This window comes from Methylorubrum sp. B1-46 (assembly GCF_021117295.1).
GTDB lineage: Bacteria > Pseudomonadota > Alphaproteobacteria > Rhizobiales > Beijerinckiaceae > Methylobacterium.
Genome location: NZ_CP088247.1, coordinates 5,320,796 through 5,339,441, shown reverse-complemented (window position 1 = coordinate 5,339,441; position 18,646 = coordinate 5,320,796). Strand labels below are relative to the sequence as shown.

General features: G+C 67.4%; 16 protein-coding genes and 2 pseudogenes. 8 read left to right on the top strand and 10 right to left on the bottom strand.

Features of this window, described 5'->3' with window-relative positions; translation table 11 throughout:
* Positions 1-4: 4 nt before the first annotated feature.
* Positions 5-1,231 carry a 5-aminolevulinate synthase gene (hemA, locus tag LPC10_RS24750; RefSeq protein WP_231344901.1) on the bottom strand — a complete coding sequence of 409 codons (1,227 nt, stop codon included), beginning with the start codon at positions 1,229-1,231 and terminating at the stop codon, positions 5-7.
* Between the two features lie 106 nt (positions 1,232-1,337).
* Positions 1,338-1,715: a DUF983 domain-containing protein gene (locus tag LPC10_RS24745; protein ID WP_231344900.1), complete on the bottom strand. Its 378-nt coding sequence runs from the start codon at positions 1,713-1,715 to the stop codon at positions 1,338-1,340.
* A gap of 219 nt (positions 1,716-1,934) precedes the next feature.
* On the opposite strand from LPC10_RS24745, the gene LPC10_RS24740 reads away from it, so the two are divergent.
* The 5 genes from LPC10_RS24740 (at position 1,935) to LPC10_RS24720 (ending at position 6,070) form a co-directional block, all read left to right on the top strand.
* Entirely contained in the window at positions 1,935-3,323 is a 1,389-nt protein-coding gene (locus LPC10_RS24740; RefSeq protein ID WP_231344899.1) for a PLP-dependent aminotransferase family protein, read from the top strand.
* A 106-nt stretch (positions 3,324-3,429) separates the two neighbouring features.
* A complete protein-coding gene (locus tag LPC10_RS24735) occupies positions 3,430-4,344 on the top strand; it encodes a dicarboxylate transporter/tellurite-resistance protein TehA (RefSeq protein ID WP_231344898.1) in 915 nt (304 codons plus the stop codon).
* Positions 4,345-4,391: 47 nt separating this feature from the next.
* Entirely contained in the window at positions 4,392-4,886 is a 495-nt protein-coding gene (locus tag LPC10_RS24730) for a cytochrome c family protein (RefSeq protein WP_231344897.1), read from the top strand.
* Positions 4,887-4,971: 85 nt separating this feature from the next.
* Positions 4,972-5,136: a hypothetical protein gene (locus LPC10_RS24725; protein WP_231344896.1), complete on the top strand. Its 165-nt coding sequence runs from the start codon at positions 4,972-4,974 to the stop codon at positions 5,134-5,136.
* An 82-nt stretch (positions 5,137-5,218) separates the two neighbouring features.
* A complete protein-coding gene (locus LPC10_RS24720) occupies positions 5,219-6,070 on the top strand; it encodes a methyltransferase domain-containing protein (protein ID WP_231344895.1) in 852 nt (283 codons plus the stop codon).
* Positions 6,071-6,497: 427 nt separating this feature from the next.
* On the opposite strand, the gene LPC10_RS24715 is transcribed toward LPC10_RS24720, so the two are convergent.
* The gene (locus LPC10_RS24715) at positions 6,498-6,779 is read right to left on the bottom strand and encodes a hypothetical protein (RefSeq protein ID WP_231344894.1); all 282 of its coding nucleotides are present in this window, start codon (positions 6,777-6,779) and stop codon (positions 6,498-6,500) included.
* A gap of 176 nt (positions 6,780-6,955) precedes the next feature.
* Here LPC10_RS24715 and LPC10_RS24710 point away from each other — a divergent pair, with 176 nt between their 5' ends.
* Positions 6,956-8,881, top strand: a complete 1,926-nt coding sequence (locus LPC10_RS24710; RefSeq protein WP_231347144.1) for a heavy metal translocating P-type ATPase — start codon at positions 6,956-6,958, stop codon at positions 8,879-8,881.
* A gap of 93 nt (positions 8,882-8,974) precedes the next feature.
* Positions 8,975-9,787: a universal stress protein gene (locus tag LPC10_RS24705; protein ID WP_231344893.1), complete on the top strand. Its 813-nt coding sequence runs from the start codon at positions 8,975-8,977 to the stop codon at positions 9,785-9,787.
* A 208-nt stretch (positions 9,788-9,995) separates the two neighbouring features.
* Here the strand turns inward: LPC10_RS24705 and ispF are convergent.
* The 7 genes and pseudogenes from ispF to LPC10_RS24670 form a co-directional block, all read right to left on the bottom strand.
* Positions 9,996-10,550 (bottom strand): annotated as a pseudogene (gene ispF / locus LPC10_RS24700) (2-C-methyl-D-erythritol 2,4-cyclodiphosphate synthase); the annotation flags it as partial.
* Between the two features lie 149 nt (positions 10,551-10,699).
* Positions 10,700-11,467, bottom strand: a pseudogene (locus LPC10_RS24695) (pseudouridine synthase); the annotation flags it as partial.
* Between the two features lie 10 nt (positions 11,468-11,477).
* Positions 11,478-12,740 (bottom strand): Glu/Leu/Phe/Val dehydrogenase, encoded by a 1,263-nt coding sequence (locus tag LPC10_RS24690; protein WP_231347143.1) that lies wholly within the window; start codon positions 12,738-12,740, stop codon positions 11,478-11,480.
* 125 nt (positions 12,741-12,865) lie between these two features.
* Positions 12,866-14,107: a phosphoserine transaminase gene (locus LPC10_RS24685; RefSeq protein WP_231344891.1), complete on the bottom strand. Its 1,242-nt coding sequence runs from the start codon at positions 14,105-14,107 to the stop codon at positions 12,866-12,868.
* Entirely contained in the window at positions 14,107-14,412 is a 306-nt protein-coding gene (locus LPC10_RS25750; protein WP_370644612.1) for an FAD-dependent oxidoreductase, read from the bottom strand. Before LPC10_RS25750 ends, LPC10_RS24685 begins: the two co-directional genes overlap by 1 nt.
* 28 nt (positions 14,413-14,440) lie before the next feature.
* On the bottom strand, positions 14,441-15,877 hold the full coding sequence (locus tag LPC10_RS24675) for a homospermidine synthase (RefSeq protein WP_231344890.1): 1,437 nt from the start codon (positions 15,875-15,877) through the stop codon (positions 14,441-14,443).
* A 98-nt stretch (positions 15,878-15,975) separates the two neighbouring features.
* On the bottom strand, positions 15,976-16,425 hold the full coding sequence (locus LPC10_RS24670) for a GreA/GreB family elongation factor (RefSeq protein ID WP_231344889.1): 450 nt from the start codon (positions 16,423-16,425) through the stop codon (positions 15,976-15,978).
* Positions 16,426-17,363: 938 nt separating this feature from the next.
* Here LPC10_RS24670 and rnk point away from each other — a divergent pair.
* Positions 17,364-17,735 carry a nucleoside diphosphate kinase regulator gene (gene rnk / locus LPC10_RS24665; RefSeq protein WP_370644748.1) on the top strand — a complete coding sequence of 124 codons (372 nt, stop codon included), beginning with the start codon at positions 17,364-17,366 and terminating at the stop codon, positions 17,733-17,735.
* Positions 17,736-18,646: the final 911 nt, after the last annotated feature.

Sequence of the window (18,646 nt, the reverse complement as noted above, 5' to 3'; positions counted from 1 at the left end):
GCGGTCAAGCGGCCAGCGAGACATCGCCCCAGCCCACGCGTGAGCGGACCTCGAGCAGCGCCGTCACGAGCGCCCGCATGTGCTCCTCGGTGTGCAGCGGCGTCGGGGTGATCCTCAGCCGCTCGCCGCCGCGCGGCACGGTCGGGTGGTTGATCGGCTGCACGTAGATGCTGTGCTGTTCCAGCAGTTCTTCGCTGATCCGCCGGCAATGGTGGGCGTCGCCGACCATGACCGGCAGGATGTGGCTCTGGCTCGGCAGGACCGGCAGGCCGGCCTTGCGCAGCATCGCCATCAGGCTCGCCGCGTTGCGCTGCTGCGCGTCCCGCTCCGTCTGGCTGTCCCTGAGGTGCCGCACCGCCGCCCGCGCGCCGGCCGCTAGGTGGGGGGAGAGCGAGGTCGTGAAAATGAAGCCGGCCGCGTGGCTGCGGATGACGTCGACCACCGTGGACGGACCGGCGACGTAGCCGCCCATCGCGCCGAAGGCCTTGCCCAGCGTCGCCTCGATCAGCGTGATGCGGTGGGCGACGCCCTCGCGCTCCGCGATGCCCGCGCCGTGCGTGCCGTACATCCCGACCGCGTGCACCTCGTCGAGATAGGTGAGCGCGCCGTGGCGCTCCGCGACGTCGCAGATCTCCGCGATGGGGGCGACGTCGCCGTCCATGCTGTAGACGCTCTCGAAGGCGACGATCTTCGGCCGTCCGGGCTCGTACCCGGCCAGCAGCCGGTCGAGCGCGGCGACGTCGTTGTGCGGGAAGATCGCCTTCTCGGTCCCGGAGCGGCGGATGCCCTCGATCATCGAGTTGTGGTTGTTGGCATCAGACAGGATCACGCTGCCCGGCAGCACTTGGCCGAGGACGCTGAGCGCCGCCAGGTTCGAGACGTAGCCAGAGGTGAACAGGAGGGCGGCCTCCTTGCCGTGCAGGTCGGCGAGGTCGCGCTCCAGCAGCACGTGCTCGTGGGCCGTGCCGGAGATGTTGCGGGTGCCGCCCGCACCGCCGCCGTACCGGTCGAGAGCCTCGTGCATGGCGCCGAGGACCTCGGGGCTGTGCCCCATCCCGAGATAGTCGTTGCTGCACCAGACCGTGACCGGCCGGCGGCTGCCGTCTGGATGCCTCCAGATGGCCGTCGGGAACGTGCCGACAATCCGCTCGAGCTCGATGAAAGTCCGGTAGCGACCCTCCTCGCGCAGCGTCCGAAGGGAGGCCTCGAATACGTCGGAGTAGGGCAGCATCGTCCCGGTCCTTGTCAGGTCTGATCGAGTCGGCCGTGAGATCCGAGCCGGACGGTCCATGCCGCAGCCCAGCATCCGTCCGGGAGCGCGCGGCGGAGCGGCAGGGTCAGTCGCCTGCTCCAGGTCCGGTGTTGGGGATTGGCGCGGTCGCGAGCCGGCCTTCGCCCGCCTTGTTGATGTACTGGCTGGCGATGAAGAGCCCCTTCAGCGGCCGGATGACCGGCACGCAAGCCAGCAAGAGCAGCGGAAGCGTCACAACCGCATGAATCCAGAGCGGCGGTTCGTAGGCGAGCTCCAGCCAAATGCCGAAGGCTGTGACCGGGAAGGCCATTGTCATCATGATGAAGAAGGCAGGTCCGTCGGCCGGGTCGGCAAAGCCGTAGTCGAGGCCGCACGCCTCGCAGCGTGGCTTGAGGGTGATGAAACCGTCGAACAGCCGCCCGTCGCCGCACCGAGGGCAGCGGCACCGCACGCCGACCGACATGATGGATTGATCGGTTGTCCTTTGCATCATCCACATTCCTGAACCGCTGACCACCCGACGGCATCGAGAGGCGCCTTGCGCACTCCGAATGTATGGCTTAATAATCCATACATTCGGAGTGGAGACCGACAGTCTTCAAAACGCTGTCACAGACAGAACCACGGCTCGCTTTGCGTGTATGTCTTGTGTATGCATACAGCAATGTGAGAGCAGGGGTCAATGATGGCATCCTGGAGCCCGACAATCGCCGGCGACGGAGGCCCGAAGTACCTGGCCATCGTCAAGGCGCTGGCCGACGACATCCGCGCCGGGCGCCTGGCGCCGGGCGTTCGCCTGCCGCCACAGCGCGTCCTGGCCAAACACCTCAACGTCGATCTCACCACCGTCACACGCGCCTTCAACGAAGCCCGCAGGATAGGCTTGATCGACGCGACAGCCGGTCGGGGCAGCTTCGTACGCGGGCCCACGCCGCCTGCGGAGATGCGCAGGCCGGACCCGTCCGGAAGCGTCGACTTCAGCATGAACATGCCGCCCCAGCCGGCGGCGGCGCGTCTGGCCGAGCGTATGGAAGCAGGCTTGTCGCGGCTTGCCGGCTCGCCCGGGTTCCTCGACCGCATGCAGTACCAAGACAGCGCCGGGAACATGGCCGACCGCGCTGCGGCGGCACAGTGGCTCGGTCGGCGGGTCGGGCCGCTTCCGGTGCACCGCATCCTCGTGGGAGGGGGCGCCCAGGTCGTGCTCGCCGCTGCGCTCGCCGCCATCCTCAAGCCGGGCGATGCGCTCTGCATCCCCGCCCTGACCTATCCGGGCCTGCGCATGGCCGCCGAGCGCCGCGGCGTTCGCCTCGTTCCGGTAGCCTGCGACGCGGACGGGCTCGACCCGGACGCATTCCGGGAGCGCTGCGAAGCCGAGCGGCCGCGCGCCCTGTACGTGGTACCGACGCTCGACAACCCGACGACCGCGACGCTGCCGACGGCGCGCCGCGAGCGGATCGCCGAGGTCGCGCGCTCGCGCGGCGTCACAATCATCGAGGATGACGCGTACGGCGCGCTGCCGTCCGATGCTCCGGCGCCCATCGCTTCCTTGGCCGGGGATATCACGTGGCATATCGCAACGCTGTCCAAGTGCGTCAGCCCGGGCTTGCGCATTGCCTATGTGGCGGTACCCGGAACGAACGAGGCGGTGCGGCTCGCCGCCGAGCTGCGGGCGCTCAACATGATGGCCTCGCCGCTCACGGCGGCGCTCGCCTCGCACTGGATCTTGGAAGGCGAGCTCGACGCGGTCGTCGCGGCCATCAGGCAGGAGAACGGCCGGCGGCAGGCCGTCGCGCGCGAGACCTTGCAGGGTCTCGACGTCCAGGCCCATCCTTGCGGGCACCACCTCTGGCTCCGGCTTCCCGAGCCTTGGCGTCGCGGCGAGTTCGGAGCGCATGCGCGTCAGCTCGGGCTGTCGGTCATCCTGAGCGATGCCTTCGCGGTGGGGCCGGCCCCCGAGGCCATTCGCGTTTCTCTGGGGGCGGCGCCGGACGCCGAGACCTTGCGGTACGGCTTGAGCCTGCTCGCGACGCTCCTGGCGCATCCGCCCGGCGCGATCTCCACGGTCGTCTGACGTGCCTGATGAGACGAGCTCGGTCGCGGAGCGAGAAGGTGCCGTCAAACCGCGGCGTGAATTCGCTTGGCTTCGACGGACCAGGGTCCCCGCCACCTTCTTCGGGATGGTGCTCGGACTCTGCGGTTTGGGAAACGGCTGGCGTGCCATGACCCGCCTCGCACTGGCCCCCGCCTGGGTCGGCGAGGTCCTTTCCCTGCTCGGCGTGGCGGTCTGGGCGACGTGGCTGGTCTTCTACGCCGCTCGGTGGCTGCACGACCGGGACACGGTTTTTGCCGAGGCGCGAGATCCGATATCCTCGTTCTTCGCCGCTCTGGCTCCTGTCGCGACCATGATCGCCAGCGTCGGCCTCGCGCCGCACTGGCCGGACGGCGCATGGGTGATGGCCCTAGCGGGCCTTGTCGGCACGACGCTCTTCGCCGTCTGGGGCGTGGGAGGCCTCTGGATGGGCGACCGCGCCTTCGAGGCGACGACGCCGATCCTCTACATGCCCACCGTCGGCGGAGGGTTCGTGGCGGCCATCACCTGCGCCGCCTTCGGCATGACTGAGCTCGGTCTGCTCTTCTTCGGCGCCGGCCTTCTGTCCTGGCTGACGCTGGAATCGGTCGTCATTCACAGGCTGATCCTGCGGACTCTGCCTGTGCCGCTGCGCGCCTCGCTCGGGCTGCACCTCGCGCCGCCGGCGGTGGCTTGCGTCGCTTACCTGGCCGTCACGGACGGACCGCCCGACCGGCTTGCGCAGATCCTGTTCGGCTACGCTCTGCTGCATGCCCTGGTCATGGTGCGGCTGGTGCCGTGGTTGCGCCAGCAGCCATTCTCGCCGGCGGCCTGGGCCTACACATTCGGTGTCTCGGCCCTTCCGCTCGCCGCGTTGCGGCTGACGGAGCGCGGGCTGGCAGGACCGAGCGCGTTCCTCGCCGTTCCGCTGTTCGTCGCGGCCAACCTGATCATCGGCTGGATTGCGCTGAGAACGTTGGGCCTGCTGCTGCGCGGCAAGCTCTTGCCTGTCCGATCTCACTGAAGGCGGACGAATATCGGCGATTGACGGTGGTTCACAGGATCGAACGGGTGAAGCGCACCTTCCATCTCCCCTTATTCCGCCGGCACGCCCTGCTGATCGCGCTGGCCTTCCTCGTCACGGCTTGTTCGGATGAGAGCGGGGAACGCCGCCGTTCACTGGGTGACAATCCGCGCTTCGGTGACTTCATGCGGGTAGCCGACGCGGGGCGGGGCAGCCGCTTGTTCGGTCAGTGCGCCGCCTGTCACACGGTCAGGGTGGGAGCCGGCGACCGAAACGGTCCCAGCCTCCACGACGTGGTCGGCAAGCCCGTCGCGAGCAACAGCCGACGTTTCGGCTACACGGGGGCTCTCCGGTCGACGGGCGGCGTCTGGACGCCGGAGAGGTTGGACGCTTGGCTTGCCGCCCCTGCGCAGTTCGCGCCGGGCACGAGCATGAGCTTTCGCGGAGTCCCCGACCCGCTCGACCGGGCGGACATCGTCGCATACCTGCAAGCGCAGTCGGTTGGGGCCGGAGGCGTTGAGGCGCTCTCCGCGCGGCCTTGATCATGTTCCTCCGACTTCCCCTGCTGCCAGGGTGCTGCCGGCCTCTCACGTCGTACGCTTCATCGGCGTCGATGGGTGCGGGGTGATGATGGTCGGCGGACGCAAGGCGATGGGCGTCGAGCAGAACCGGATCCCGACCGGCTGCGACCTGAAAGGCGTGGCGGATACGTGCGACGCGGCGATTCAGCGGCTGCCCATCGCCTTGACGAAGTGGATGGAAATCGACGGGGCGGCCCACCGGGTGGTCTGAGCGCTCCTGCCAGCGATCGTTGTCACTCAATTTGAGGATGGGTAAGCATGGCCGTCCCGCTCGACGCGGGCTCGGGGGGATCATGATCATCAACCAAGTGCTGACGGTCGTGCGGACCGAGGGCGCGGCCGGCCTGTTCGCGCGCGTGGGCAGTCGCATCCTCAAACCCCGCGCGAAAAGTTTCCGGGCTCTGCGCGAGCGATTCGTCGGGAAGCATGCCCTAGAGATCGGCGGTCCGAGCGCACCCTTCCAGGCGCGCGGCATCTTTCCCGCCTACCCGATCCTGGCGACCGTCGACAATTGCAACTTCGCCAGCCGGACGATCTGGGAGGGCGAGATCGATGCCGGCGCGAGCTTCCGCTTCGATCCCTCGCGCCCAGCCGGCCGGCAGTACATCGCCGAGGCCACCGCGCTGCCCGCGATCGCGGGCGGCAGCTACGATGTCGTTCTGTCCTCCCACACCATCGAGCACACAGCCAACCCGCTGAAGGCGCTTCAGGAGTGGCGGCGCGTGCTGAATGATGACGGTCTTCTCGTCCTGATCGTCCCGCACAAGGACGGAACCTTCGATCATCGCCGGCCGGTGACCCGTCTCGACCACCTCGTGGAGGACTTCGATCGCAGCACCGACGAGGACGACACCACCCACGTCCCCGAGATCCTGCGGCTGCACGACCTGCGACGCGACCCGGGCGGCACGACAGCAGAGGCGTTCGCGCAGCGCTCGGCCGCCAACCTCGCGATTCGGGCCCTGCATCACCACGTCTTCGACACGGCGCTCGTGGAGGCAATGGTGCGACAGGCAGGCTTCCGGCCACTCGCGGTGGAGGCACGCCGCCCATACCACATCCTGCTCGTGGCCGAGAAAGCCGGCGAGGCCGAAACGAGCACCGAGCCGATGCGCTTCGCGAGCCCGTTTCGCTCGGACGGATAGCGCGCAGGAAAAACGCCGCGCCGGCAGAGCGGGCGGGGCGAGGGAGGCGCCCGTCGTCCGACCGGGTGTTAGGTTAGACGGATGGTGGTGAGCGAGGCGTTCACCCTTTGGCGCTGCCGATGACATGGGCCTCATCAGGGCCCCGATCCTGCATCAAACGCCGCTCCTCGTCAGAGCGATAGGCCAGGCATCGGGTGTGCAGCGGCGGTGAGGTCGGACGAGGTGAATACCCTCGTCGAGCCGTACCTTGAGAGATCGCGTGGCAACGCCGTGGCTGCTCTTCGGCAAGCAACCTCAGATGCGCTCATGGACACTGTCGCGTGTCGGCAAAAACGGGAAACGGCTGAGCGCGCCGCTTCTCGCGGGTTCACAAGGCACAGGCCGGAGGCGTCCCAATAGCCAGCGGGCAAGCACAGCACCCCTGGTGCTAGCCTGCTGCCCGGCCGAGGTTACGATCGTTGATCGCGGTGCCCATCACGACTTGGCCGGCCCTGCCGCCCAGCGTGCGGCCAGCGGACGTATGTAGCGGCGGTGTGTTGAACGAAAGCGCTTCGACCTTCATGCCGCGGCCGAGGCTCTGCGGGAGATCGGATCGGTCACGATAGCCGGCCTCATGCGCCATCGCATCCATGGCTTGGATCTCGTTCGCGGCTTCACCCGTCCAGAGGATCGCGCCTGTTCCGCCCTGACGGATCTGAAAGATCGACATCGTGCATCCTCGCTTGCATCTCTCGCAGGTAGACGCGCAGGCCGTTACGTCGTTCCTTTTTGCGCCCGGACAGCGATCGGGACGCAATCGTTCGGCTACGTCGCACGACCGCAAGGTCCCGCAAGATTGGCCGGGCGCACCTGAGTGACGAGCAACCAACCGAGTCGGGGCGGATGATGACGAAACCGGCCGCAGGCTTTCGAAAGATGCGAGGGTCGGTGGTCGGTTGGTTGCCGCAGCTGAGGGGATGGTTGGCGGTTGTGCCGCTGTTCGGCCTCAGCACCGGTCTGTCAGCGCATGCCCTCGGGCATGCACACTTCGCGGCGACGACCTGGACCGTTGTGACCCTCGCAGTCCTCGTCGTGCTCGTGACCCAGGTGGTGAGAAGCCTGACGAAGGGCGACGTCGGACTCGACCTCGTTGCCCTGCTCTCTATGAGCGGCGCCCTCGCCCTGTCTCAGCCGCTGACCGGCGCCGTCATCGCTCTGATGTACGCGGGAGGCCAATCGCTGGAAGCCTACGCGGCAGGCCGTGCCGGCAAGGCCATGACGGCGTTGGTCGCACGCCAGCCGCGGACCGCCCTGCGCGAGGACGTCGGCGGGCTGACGGAGGTGCTCCTCGCGGCGCTGGCGCCGGGAGACCATATCCTGGTGCGTGCCGGCGATGTCGTGCCGGTGGACGGGCGGGTCTTCAGAGGCAGCGCCGTTCTCGACCGGTCGAGCCTGACCGGCGAGGCGCTGCCGATCACCCTCCTGGCGAACGAGCCGGTGCTGAGTGGGACGGTGAATGCAGGCACGCCGTTCACCGTGGTGGCGGAACGGCCGGCTGCGGATAGCACCTATGCCGGCATCGTCCGGCTGGTCGAGGCGGCCCAGGCCCGGAAGGCGCCCATGGCACATCTGGCCGACCGCTACGGCCTCGCATTCCTTGCTCTCACGCTCCTACTGGCCGGTGGCGCTTGGTCCGCCAGCGGGGATCCTCTCCGGGCGTTGGCCGTGCTGGTGGTCGCTACGCCGTGCCCGCTGATTTTGGCCGTTCCCGTCGCGCTCGTTTCCGGCCTCTCGCGCGCGGCTGGCAACGGCGTCCTGATCAAGGGCGGCGGCGCCTTGGAGACTTTGGCCGAGATCCGCGTGCTGGTCATCGATAAGACTGGTACCCTGACCCACGGCTCGGCCCGGCTGACCTCGACGCGGTCCTTCGGCCCCTACGACGCGGTGGAGGCGCTGAGGCTGGCCGCCTCCCTCGACCAAGCGTCCGGCCATCCGATAGCGCGTGCCTTGGTTGAGGAGGCGCGCCGTCGTGCCCTCGTGCTGTCGCAACCCCAAAACGTCACGGAGTCTCCCGGCGAGGGCGTGAGCGGCTGGGTCGAGGGGCGGCATGTTCTTGTCGGCGGTCCGCGCCTGATGCGGATGCACGATGTCCGCTTTCCGCCGCCAGACGGTGCCGGGCTCGTCGCCGCGGCGGCGACCGCGACGGTGCTGGTTGCCGTGGAAGGCGCGCCCGTCGCCGTCCTGGAACTCGTCGATCCGTTGCGCAACGACGGCGGCAGAACGCTCGCGGCTTTGCGCGAATGCGGCATCAAGCGGATCGTGCTCGCGACCGGCGACCGGCGCGCCGTCGCTGAGGCGCTCGTCGCCGGTCTGCCTGTCGATGCCGTCGCCGCAGACCTCGATCCGGCGGCCAAGACGGACATCGTGGCCGCCGAACGACGGAGCGGTCCCGTTATGATGGTCGGCGACGGAATCAACGATGCGCCCGCACTGGCGGCCGCCGACCTCGGCATAGCGCTCGGGGCGCGAGGGGCGGCAGCCGCGGCCGAGGCTGCGGATGTGGTGCTATTGGTCGACAGCCTCGCGCCGCTGCCCCAGGCCATCCTCATCGCCCGGCGAGCCCGCGCCATCGCGCTGCAGAGCGTATGGGTCGGCCTCGGGCTTTCGCTCGTCGGCATGGTTGCAGCGGCTCTGGGACACCTCTCGCCCCTCCGGGGCGCGGTGCTGCAGGAGATCATCGACGTCGCCGTGATCCTCAACGCCCTGCGCGCGCTCGGCGGCCCGCAGGATGGGGGCGAGCCGACGACGCAGGACGTCCCGCGCGGCGCATGAGGCCGGTGCCATCGACCTTGCGGTGGATCAAGGTGAGCCGGTGAGGCCGAGGCGAGGTTTCACCTGTCCGTATCGACACAGACGTGGATGGCCATGGACTACGCGAATATCCTTGTTTCCGCCGACCTTGGCGCGGCATCACCGGATCGGGTGCGCCTCGCCGCCAGTCTCGCCCGGCGCTTCGACGCGACCCTCACCGGCGCGGCCGCCTGCGAAGTGCCGGCGCCCATTCTGGTTCGCGACGCCGACGACGCCATCGACCAAGAGGAACGCAACAAGGCCAAGGTTCGCGAGATCCTGGAACAGGCTCGGGCTCTGTTCGAGCGCAGCGCCGGGGACGGGATCCGGACGGAGTGGCATGCCGCCCGCGCCAAGCCCTTCACCCATCTCGTTGAGCAGGCGCGCAGCGCCGACCTTGTCGTGGTCGGCCGGCGCGGACCCGACGACGAGGAGACGGGTGGACTCGGCGTGTCGCCCGGCCCGTTCCTGATGGAGGTGGGCCGGCCCGTCCTCGTCGCGCCGCCGCGTCTGGTCCACGTGAAGGGAACTCGCATCGTTGTCGCCTGGAAGGATACGCCCGAGGCGCGGCGAGCCGTGACGGCAGCGCTGCCTTTCCTCCGCGAGGCGGACGAGGTGTTCGTCGCGACGGTGGGAGACGATGCGGCACAGAATGGGGCCGAAGCCGTGGCCGGCCACCTCAGGCGTCACGGCGCCCCGGCCTCCGCCCACCTCATGCGCCCGGTCAGGCAGGAGAGCGACGACATCCTGGAATTCGCCCAGGGCCGGGAGGCCGACCTGATCGTGATGGGCGCCTTCGGCCGTTCCCGGCTACGGGAATGGATCTTCGGCGGGTTCACCCGCGACGCCCTCGAACGCTGCCCGGTCTGCTGCTTCATGAGCCATTGAAGCGCAGATTTATCCTATCCGCCGTTGCCGCCTTGAGCCTGTTCGTTGCCTCGCCCGTCGCGGCCCAGGCCCGATCGATGGCGCGGGCGAGGCGTCCGACCGCGAAGGGGGAGCCGCTGCCGACGGCTCTCCGCCTCCCTCAAAGCCCGCCTTCCGCCAGTGCGGCCGGTCTTGGACCGATCCATTCCCTTCCCAGTCCGGCCTGCCATCACGCCAGTTCGCAAGGAGCCGGCTCTGGGAGCCGCACCGTGGCGGCGGCCTGGGCGGCGAGGCCCTCGGCCCGGCCGACGAAGCCGAGCTTCTCCGCGGTCGTCGCTTTGATCGACACCGAGGAGAGCGGCACACCGGCGATCTCGGCGATGCGCTGGCGGATCTTCTCGCGGTGCGCGCCGATGCGCGGCGCTTCCGCCAGCACGGTGATATCGAGATGGTCGATCCTGCCGCCTCGGGCGCGGACCAGCTCGCAGGCATGAGCCAGGAACTGATCCGAGGCCGCCCCGCGCCATTTCTCGTCGGAGGGCGGGAAGTGGGTGCCGATATCACCGTCGGCGATGGCGCCGAGCAGCGCATCGGTGAGCGCGTGCAGGGCCACGTCGCCGTCGGAATGGGCGAGCACGCCGCGGTCGGCGGGGATCTTCACGCCGCCGAGCCAGACATGGTCGCCCTCCATGAAGGCGTGAACGTCGAAGCCGGTGCCGAGGCGGGTCACGAACTGCGTCAAATCGGATGCCTTCCAAGCGCGACCCCCCCCTCTGTCTGCATCCGCAGAAGGTCTGGTCCGGTGTCGGAACGGATTGAAGAAGCTGCTACGGATCGCCGGAGCCGGCGCTCTGCCGAGCGGGTTTCCCTTCCATTCTCGGCACGTTCTGCGATTGGTGATCGGCGAACGCTATCGGCCCTTCCACCAGCCGCCAAGCATGACCTCTCGGCATCGGTCAGGTGGCGGAACGCGCCCTTTCTCACATCGCCGAGACGGAGGCCGGCGACCGCGACGCGCACGAGCCGAAGCACGCCGACTCCGTTGAGTGCCATCAGGCGTCGGATCTGACGGTTGCGGCCCTCACTCAGGACGACCTCGAGCCAAGCGTTACGCTCGCCGACACGCAGTGGGGCCACCGATTTGGCGGTGAGCCGCTCCCCATCATCCACCGCGCCCTCTCGTAAACTGGACAGGAGAGCCTCGTCCGGCCGGCAGTCGATCTGCACATGGTAGACCTTATCGACATTGGAGGCCGGATCGAGGAGACGATGCGCCCACCGCGTATCGTTGGTCATGAGCAGCAGGCCCTCGCTGGCACAGTCCAGTCGTCCGACCGGCGCGAGGAACGGCAAGTCGTGTCCGGCGAGACAATCGTAGACCGTCTTGCGGCCTTGCGGGTCGCCATAGGTCGTGAGCAAGCCACGCGGCTTGTTCAGCAGCAGGTAGACCTTTGCCGCGGAGACGAGCCGGCGGCCATCGACGCAGATCGCGGCGCGCTGGGGATCCACGCGCACGCCCGCATTGCGGACCACACGGCCGTCGACGCGGACCCGCCCGCTCTCGATCAGGGCCTCCGCCAAGCGTCGTGAGCAAAAGCCGAATTTCGAAAGAACGCGCGGCAGACTGACAGGAGGAGGGCTCGAGTGAGCTGCGAACCTCCCCCGCGCGCGGTTCTGCGAGCCGGGAATGGATAGGGACATGTCGAGCGCTTCAGCTTGTGAAGAATTGCTGCGTCCCGTGAGCCTCGATCGCGCTCGCGAGCCGGGCCAGCGCGTGGACGTAGGCTGCGCTTCGGAGAGTGAGGTTGCGCTCCTGTGCCAAGCGCCAGATGGCGTCGCCCTCACGCTCCATCGTCGTCCGCAAGCGCGCATGCACGTCATCGACCGGCCAGTAGTAGCCCTGACGGTTTTGGACCCACTCGAAGTACGAGACCGTGACCCCGCCCGCATTCGCCAGGATGTCCGGCAGGACCACGGTGCCGCGACGGCCGAGGATCGCATCCGCCTCCGGCGTCAGGGGGCCGTTCGCCAGTTCGAGGACGACGCCGGCCTTGACCTGGGAGGCGTTGCCCTCGTGGATCATATCCTCCATTGCGGCCGGGACGAGCAGGTCGCACTCCACGGCGACGAGGTCGTCGCTCGATAGCCCCGAGACGCCCGCGGATCCGGCGAGCGACGTCACGCTGCCGCCCTGCTTCGCCCGGACGGCAGCGCCCGGATCGATGCCGTCCGAGCAATAGACCGCTCCGCGCGAGTCGGAGATTGCCACGATCTTGTGTCCGTCCTCGGCAAGGAGGCGGGCGATGTGCTGCCCAGCGTTGCCGAAGCCTTGTACCGCGACGCGTGCGCGAGACGGCAGGCCCAGACGCTCCTTGAGATACCGGACCAGGTAGTAGCCGCCGCGTGCGGTGGCGTCCTCACGCCCGAGCGAGCCGCCGAGCGCCATCGGCTTGCCGGTGATCACGGCGGGGGCCGGCTGGCCGATGATCGACGCGTATTCGTCGGCCATCCACCCCATGACCATCGAGTTCGTGTAGACGTCCGGCGCAGGAATGTCGCGATCGGGTCCGATGACCTTGGCGAAAGCCTGAATGTAGGCTCGGGAAAGCCGCTCCAGCTCAGTCTTCGACAGGGTACGAGGGTCGACGCGGACGGCCCCCTTTCCACCGCCATAGGGCAGATCCATCACGGCGCATTTGAACGTCATCCAGAAGGCGAGCGTCTCGACTTCCTCGACCGTCGCCTCGGGATGGAAGCGGATGCCCCCCTTTGTCGGGCCGCGCGTGTCGTCGTAGCGGCAGCGCCATGCCATGAATGATTTCCGCGATCCGTCATCCATACGGATCATCAGCCGGACTTTGGTCGTCTCGCGGGGGTATTTGAGCTTTTCCAACACATCCGCATCGAGCTCGAGATGCCGCGCGGCATCGTCCAGGCGCACCAACGCCTGATCGAAGATCTTCGCATCCTGCATGTTCGGGATTTCCTTTAGTTTATCTTCGCAAGCCTGCCAGGCCGCAGAATGTGATCGATCAGAATCGGGCGTTGACCCGATGCGCATTTTCCGTACGGACCAGCATCTCTTTGCCGAAAGGCGGTCTAGATCCGTTGTTTTTCCTGGGCGAAGGCCCAGTCGAGCCAGGAGGTGAGCGCCTCGATGTCGGAAGTCTCGACGGTCGCCCCGCACCAGATCCGCAGCCCGGCCGGCGCGTCGCGATAGGCGCCGAAATCGAAGGCCACGCCCTCACGCTCCAGGCGGCTGACGATCCCGGCGGCGACGGCCTTGACCACGGCGTCGCCCTTGGCGAGCACGTCCGGGTCGGTGATCACGAGGCACACGCCCGTGTTCGAGTAGGTCGCCGGATCCACCGCGAGGTGGCCGATCCAGGGGGTGCGCGCCACCCAGGCGTGGACCGCCCGCGCGTTCGCGTCCGCCCGCGCGTGCAGTGCATCGAGGCCGCCGATGCGCTCGGCCCATTTCAGGGTATCGAGGTAGTCCTCGACCGCGAGCATCGAGGGCGTGTTGATGGTGTCGCCCTTGAAGATGCCCTCGATGAGCCGGCCGCCCTTGGTCAGGCGGAACACCTTCGGGATCGGCCAGGCCGGCGTGTGGCTCTCCAGGCGCGCCACCGCGCGCGGCGAGAGGATCAGCATGCCGTGCGCGGCCTCGCCGCCCATCACCTTCTGCCAGGAATAGGTGACGACATCGAGCCTGTCCCACGGCAGCGGCATCGCGAAGGCGGCCGAGGTCGCGTCGCAGATGGTGATGCCTTCACGATCGTCGGCGATCCAGTCGCTGTGCGGGACCTTCACGCCGGCGGTGGTGCCGTTCCAGGTGAAGACGACGTCGTTCTTTTTCGTGTCGATGGCGTCGAGCTTGGGCAGGATGCCATGCTCGCCGACATGGACGATCGGATCGATCTTGAGCTCTTTCAGGGCGTCGGTGACCCACTCGGCACCGAAGGAATCCCAGGCCATGACCTCGACGGTCTTCGGTCCGAGCATCGACCACATCGCCATCTCGACAGCGCCGGTGTCAGATCCGGGGACGATGCCGATGCGATAGTCGGCGGGGACACGCAGAACCGTGCGGGTGAACTCGATGGCCTCGGCGAGCTTGGCCTTGCCGGCGGCCGAGCGGTGTGAGCGGCCGAGCGCCGCGCCGGCGAGGGCATCGAGGCTCCAGCCGGGACGCTTGGTCGTGGGGCCGGACGAAAAGTAAGGCACGCGCGGGCGCGCGGCGGGGCGATCCGGCGCGGCACCCGCCCGGCCGATCCCGACAGGACCGTTGCCGTCATCATCGGCGGCTTGGCCCGAAGAGAGGTCACAGCACGAACGCATTAGCTTGCCTCGATTGCGAGACGTGACGCCTCGTTGCCGAACCGGATCGCGCCCTCGATGCAGGTCCGCAGGCCTGTGTCGGTCCGGTCCCTGGCGATGAGGAGGTTGACCGACCTCGTTCGACTCGGCGCGCGGCTGCCGGAAGGGCCGGGATGATTGCCGTTGTCGATCGTCATCCCGCTTTGCGGATCGTGATCGGATCGGCAGCGGCCGCCGGTAGGACCGGCGGCCTCGTGGATGATCACCGGATACACGGCATCGACGAGATCGACGGCCACGCAGAGCCCGGACAGGCCGGCGCCCACGGTGTGAACCGTGTTCGGCAAAGTTTCGCTACCGAACGAGCACGTTGCGGAACTGCCAGGGATCGCTCGGGTCGATGTCCTCCGGGAACAGGCCGGGGCGATCGGTGAGCGGGGTCCAGTCCGTGTATACGCCCACCACCGGGCCGAGATACGGCGTCTGCACTTCCAGGCAGCGGCGGAAGTCGATCTCGTCGGCCTCGACGATGCCGGCCTCCGGGTTCTCCAGCGCCCACACCATGCCGGCCAGCACGGCCGAGGTCACCTGCAGACCCGTCGCGTTCTGGTAGGGGGCGACGCGCCGCGTCTCCTCGATCGAGAGCTGCGAGCCGTACCAGTAGGCGTTCTTCTCGTGGCCGTAGACGAGCACGCCGAGCTCGTCGATGCCGTCGACGATCTCGTCCTCGTCGAGGATGTGCTGGCGCTCCTGCACCTTGCCGGCATTACCCCACATCTCGTGCAGCGAGAGCACGGCGTCGTTGGCCGGGTGGTAGGCGTAGTGGCAGGTCGGGCGGTAGACCGCCTCGCCGTTCTCACGCACCGTGTAGTAGTCGGCGATCGAGACCGCCTCGTTGTGGGTCACGAGGAAGCCGAACTGCGCGCCCGCGGTCGGCACCCAGGTGCGCACGCGGGTGTCGGCGCCGGGCTGAAGCAGGAAGATCGCGCAGCGCGAGCCCTTGGTCTGCTCCTCGGCATTGGCCGGCTTCCAGGTCTCGTGCGTGCCCCAGCCGAGCTCGGCCGGCTGGTTGCCCTCGGACACGAAGCCCTCGACCGACCAAGTGTTGACGAAGACGCCCATGGGCTTGGGGGTCTTGGCGCGCTGGGTGTCGCGCTCGGCGATGTGGACGCCCTTGACGCCGAGCTCGCGCATCAGCGCGGCCCACTCTTCGCGGGTCTTCGGCTCCGGATCAGTGACGCCCGTGTCCTTGGCGATGTTCAGGAGCGCCTGCTTGACGAACCACGAGACCATGCCGGGATTGGCCCCGCAGCACGAGACCGCGGTCGGGCCGCCGGGGCTCGCGGCGCGCGCATCCAGAATGCGGTTTCGTAAAGCGTAGTTCGTTCGCTCCGCCTGGCTGGCTCCGGCGTCGAAGTAGAAGCCCGGCCAGGGCTCGGCCACCGTATCGATGTAGAGCGCACCGAGTTCGCGGCAGAGTTCGAGGATGTCGCGCGAGGACGTGTCGACCGAGAGGTTCACGCAGAAGCCCTGGCCGCCGCCCTCGGTGAGGAGCGGGGTGAGGACGTCGCGATAGTTCTCCTTGGTGAGCGCGACCTTCTCGAAGCGCAGGCCGTGCTTGTCGGCGAGATCCTTGTGGGTGTCGACCGGATCGATGACCGTGAAGCGGCTCTTGTCGTACGCGAAATGCCGCTCGATCAGCGGCAGGGTTCCCCGCCCGATCGAACCGAAGCCGATCATCACGATCGGGCCTGCGATGCGACCATGCACGGGCCAACGGCTCTCAGTCATTACTCAAAGTCCTGTGGAGGTAAGGTGTTTGCGAAGTTGCGGCCGCGATCATGCGGCCGACATGAAAGTTGATCGGCAGCCGGTACGGTCTGTGAGGATCAGCCGAGAAGACGATCGAATGGCCTGGGCGGTACGGCGTCATTCGTGCACCGTGGCGGTCCGACATCTGCGATTTCGACGACGTGCTCGCGTCCCGTGGCGGTGTCGCGAAACGGCATGCGGTCCCCTCTTCCGAGACCGAGCATCGCAACTCCGAGCGGACTCGTCGCAGAGATTTCGTCTTCGGAAGCGATCACGTTGCTTGGATATACAAGACGACGCGCATGGACCGTCGGCTCATCGTCGAGCCGATAGGTCACGCGACAAGTGACGACAACGACATCTCCGAGCGGCGGGCGAGCGTCGAAAGATGCCGCACGTTCAAGTTCTGACAGAAGAAAGTCGGCCTCGGGATCGCCGCGCTGATACGCAGCAAGACCAAGAGTGACGAGACGGTCGAAGTCGTAGGTCGGAAGCGTAATCGGAGGAGGTTTCCGAACAGCGCCCATTCTGACACCTCACAGCATGACCGCTCCGCACGGCCAAGCCGCGCAGAGTGGCTGACGGCGCAGCCCGTCCGGAACCTGCGCGTCGAAAAGAACGAAGTGCTGGAGATCTATCCCTGGAGCGGGCCGCGCCTTGTCAGGCCGGCCAGGCGCCAGGGCTTAGGAGCCTGCTTGCAGGCTGCCCGCACGCCCAAGAAGGCGAATGCTTTGGAGACGGTTCGGCATAATCTAACGGAGCATAGGCTAAGGCGTGCGGCTGTCAAGCAGGCCTAAGGAAATGGTTTTGCGGAGCTGGGTCGCCTCAATTGCCTTGTCGCAGCGAATTGACACGATCATCAACTTCGCCGATGTTCTGATGATCATGTACAGCACTTCCCCCCTCAGCCGTGCCCTGCTTCGGGCAGGTCGCGTCATCGCGGGCGATTAGCCCCGGGCCGGCGGCGCATCCGCGCACGCAGAGTTCGGGGATTGCGCGAGGGTTTTGCCGAGACGCTGTCGGCTGTCGCCGCAAGTGCGCATGACAATCACCACATCAAATTCTTCGTCCGGCATGTGAAGCGAGGGCGTTCTCCGCTCGACGACCATGCCGCGGATCCGGCTGCCGGATGGGCGGTCCTGATGCAGTATCGGAGCGGGATCAATGGATGCCCCTGAGCGCGAACCGGAACGTCATCCTCGCGGCGACGCAGGGCAGATGGCGACGGAGCGAGAGAAGCCCATCTCCGCGCACGCCGTGGCACCGCGTTCAAGTACCGTGCTTCCGTTCTCGCGCAGAAACTACTCGTATTCGCCAAGTCCAGCAAAAGCGGAAAATGATCTCTCGCTTCGTCTAGAAGACGAGAACGATCCGGGCCCGAGTGCAGCGTAGTACGACGACACTCTAAAAAGGATCTAAAAAATTGAAGAAGATTTTCCTTGGTGCGGCGAAGCCGCGCATCAAGATGACGGCCGATGACCACGAACGTTTGTCGCGGCTGGCAGCGAGCGCCATGGATCGCGCGCCGGAGGTCGCTTCCTTTCTTTCGGACGAACTCGACCGGGTCCAGATCGTCCGCAACGGGGCGGCGCGAGGCGATTTCGCACGCATGGGCAGCCGGGTGGACTTCCGTGACAATTCGACGGGAAGGACGCAATCCGTGACGCTGGTCTACCCTGGAGAGGCCGACATCGAGCAGAGCAAGGTTTCGATCCTGACTCCGATCGGCGCAGCCCTGATCGGCTTGAGCAAGGGGCAGTCCATCGATTGGGCCACACGAACGGGCGAGATCCGACGCCTGACCGTGCTCGAGGTTCGAGAGGCCGCCTTCGCCTGAGACGGCATGCATATCGGCTCTGTCGACGAACGATCCTGAGTGTCCCGTTCCAGCGCGACGAGGTCGCCCTCGGCGACAGCGACCGGCCTGAGGATGCATGGCCCCGCGCGCTGGGCGTGGCGATACGCCAAAACGCGACAGAAGTGCGTGACGCCTGGGACACCCGCTTCGACCGAGCGGTAGCGCCTGGATCCCCAGGCATCCCACCGACCGGGACACGAATGCTCACTTCGAACAGCGCTCGACGCCGAAACACTTGAGTCCACTTTGCTCGCCGCTGCGTCTTCGGCCAGGGCCCGCAGCTACGGCCACGAGACGATTCCGTGGTCGTGCCTGCCGGGCAAAGGCGAGAGTGACCGCGTCGGCGCCGACCGGCTCGACCGCAGAGATGGCGAGATCAGCGGGGCATGCGGACGGCAAGCCGTCGATCCCGGCCCGCACCATCTGTGCGCTTGCAGGGTGTCGGCTGTGAGCTGCGAGGCCGAGCCGTCCTCCCAGATCACTTCCCAGATCAAGATCACTTCCCAGATCACGTCGAGGCGGCGGCGCCCCTCGGTGAGCCTGATCTCGCGAGGGATCGCCGCCACATCCGTCCTCCTCGGCCAAGCCAGAGCCGTCGCAGGACGACCGGCCGATGCGGTTGGACCGCGGGCAGGGGACGAGGGACGCAAGGACTTGCCTCGCGCGGCGATCAAAGCGGCGGCTGTCGATGCCCTTTTGAGCTCGCCAAGACGAAACGCATCATTGCCGCATCATTGCGCAGAAAAATCTTCCTGAAACCGGCTGATATTTGGATTTTGCAGTCATTGATCTTGCCCCCATCGATCGATGATCTTGACTAAACACGGCCTTCGGTGCCGATCACCGGCTCTTGAGGCCGGGGACGGCGCAGCCGCGCCCGATTCCAAGAG

Bases quoted from the DNA above. Each gene is read 5' to 3' on its own strand.
- LPC10_RS24710 (WP_231347144.1), top strand. From the start codon at position 6,956: ATGACGAAACCGGCCGCAGGCTTTCGAAAGATGCGAGGGTCGGTGGTC.
- LPC10_RS24675 (WP_231344890.1), bottom strand. From the start codon at position 15,877: ATGACTGAGAGCCGTTGGCCCGTGCATGGTCGCATCGCAGGCCCGATC.
- LPC10_RS24690 (WP_231347143.1), bottom strand. From the start codon at position 12,740: ATGCAGGATGCGAAGATCTTCGATCAGGCGTTGGTGCGCCTGGACGAT.
- LPC10_RS24725 (WP_231344896.1), top strand. From the start codon at position 4,972: ATGATGGTCGGCGGACGCAAGGCGATGGGCGTCGAGCAGAACCGGATC.
- LPC10_RS24670 (WP_231344889.1), bottom strand. From the start codon at position 16,425: ATGGGCGCTGTTCGGAAACCTCCTCCGATTACGCTTCCGACCTACGAC.
- rnk (WP_370644748.1), top strand. From the start codon at position 17,364: ATGACGGCCGATGACCACGAACGTTTGTCGCGGCTGGCAGCGAGCGCC.
- LPC10_RS24735 (WP_231344898.1), top strand. From the start codon at position 3,430: ATGGTGCTCGGACTCTGCGGTTTGGGAAACGGCTGGCGTGCCATGACC.
- LPC10_RS24740 (WP_231344899.1), top strand. From the start codon at position 1,935: ATGATGGCATCCTGGAGCCCGACAATCGCCGGCGACGGAGGCCCGAAG.
- LPC10_RS24720 (WP_231344895.1), top strand. From the start codon at position 5,219: ATGATCATCAACCAAGTGCTGACGGTCGTGCGGACCGAGGGCGCGGCC.
- LPC10_RS24685 (WP_231344891.1), bottom strand. From the start codon at position 14,107: ATGCGTTCGTGCTGTGACCTCTCTTCGGGCCAAGCCGCCGATGATGAC.
- LPC10_RS24705 (WP_231344893.1), top strand. From the start codon at position 8,975: ATGGACTACGCGAATATCCTTGTTTCCGCCGACCTTGGCGCGGCATCA.
- LPC10_RS24715 (WP_231344894.1), bottom strand. From the start codon at position 6,779: ATGTCGATCTTTCAGATCCGTCAGGGCGGAACAGGCGCGATCCTCTGG.
- LPC10_RS24745 (WP_231344900.1), bottom strand. From the start codon at position 1,715: ATGTCGGTCGGCGTGCGGTGCCGCTGCCCTCGGTGCGGCGACGGGCGG.
- hemA (WP_231344901.1), bottom strand. From the start codon at position 1,231: ATGCTGCCCTACTCCGACGTATTCGAGGCCTCCCTTCGGACGCTGCGC.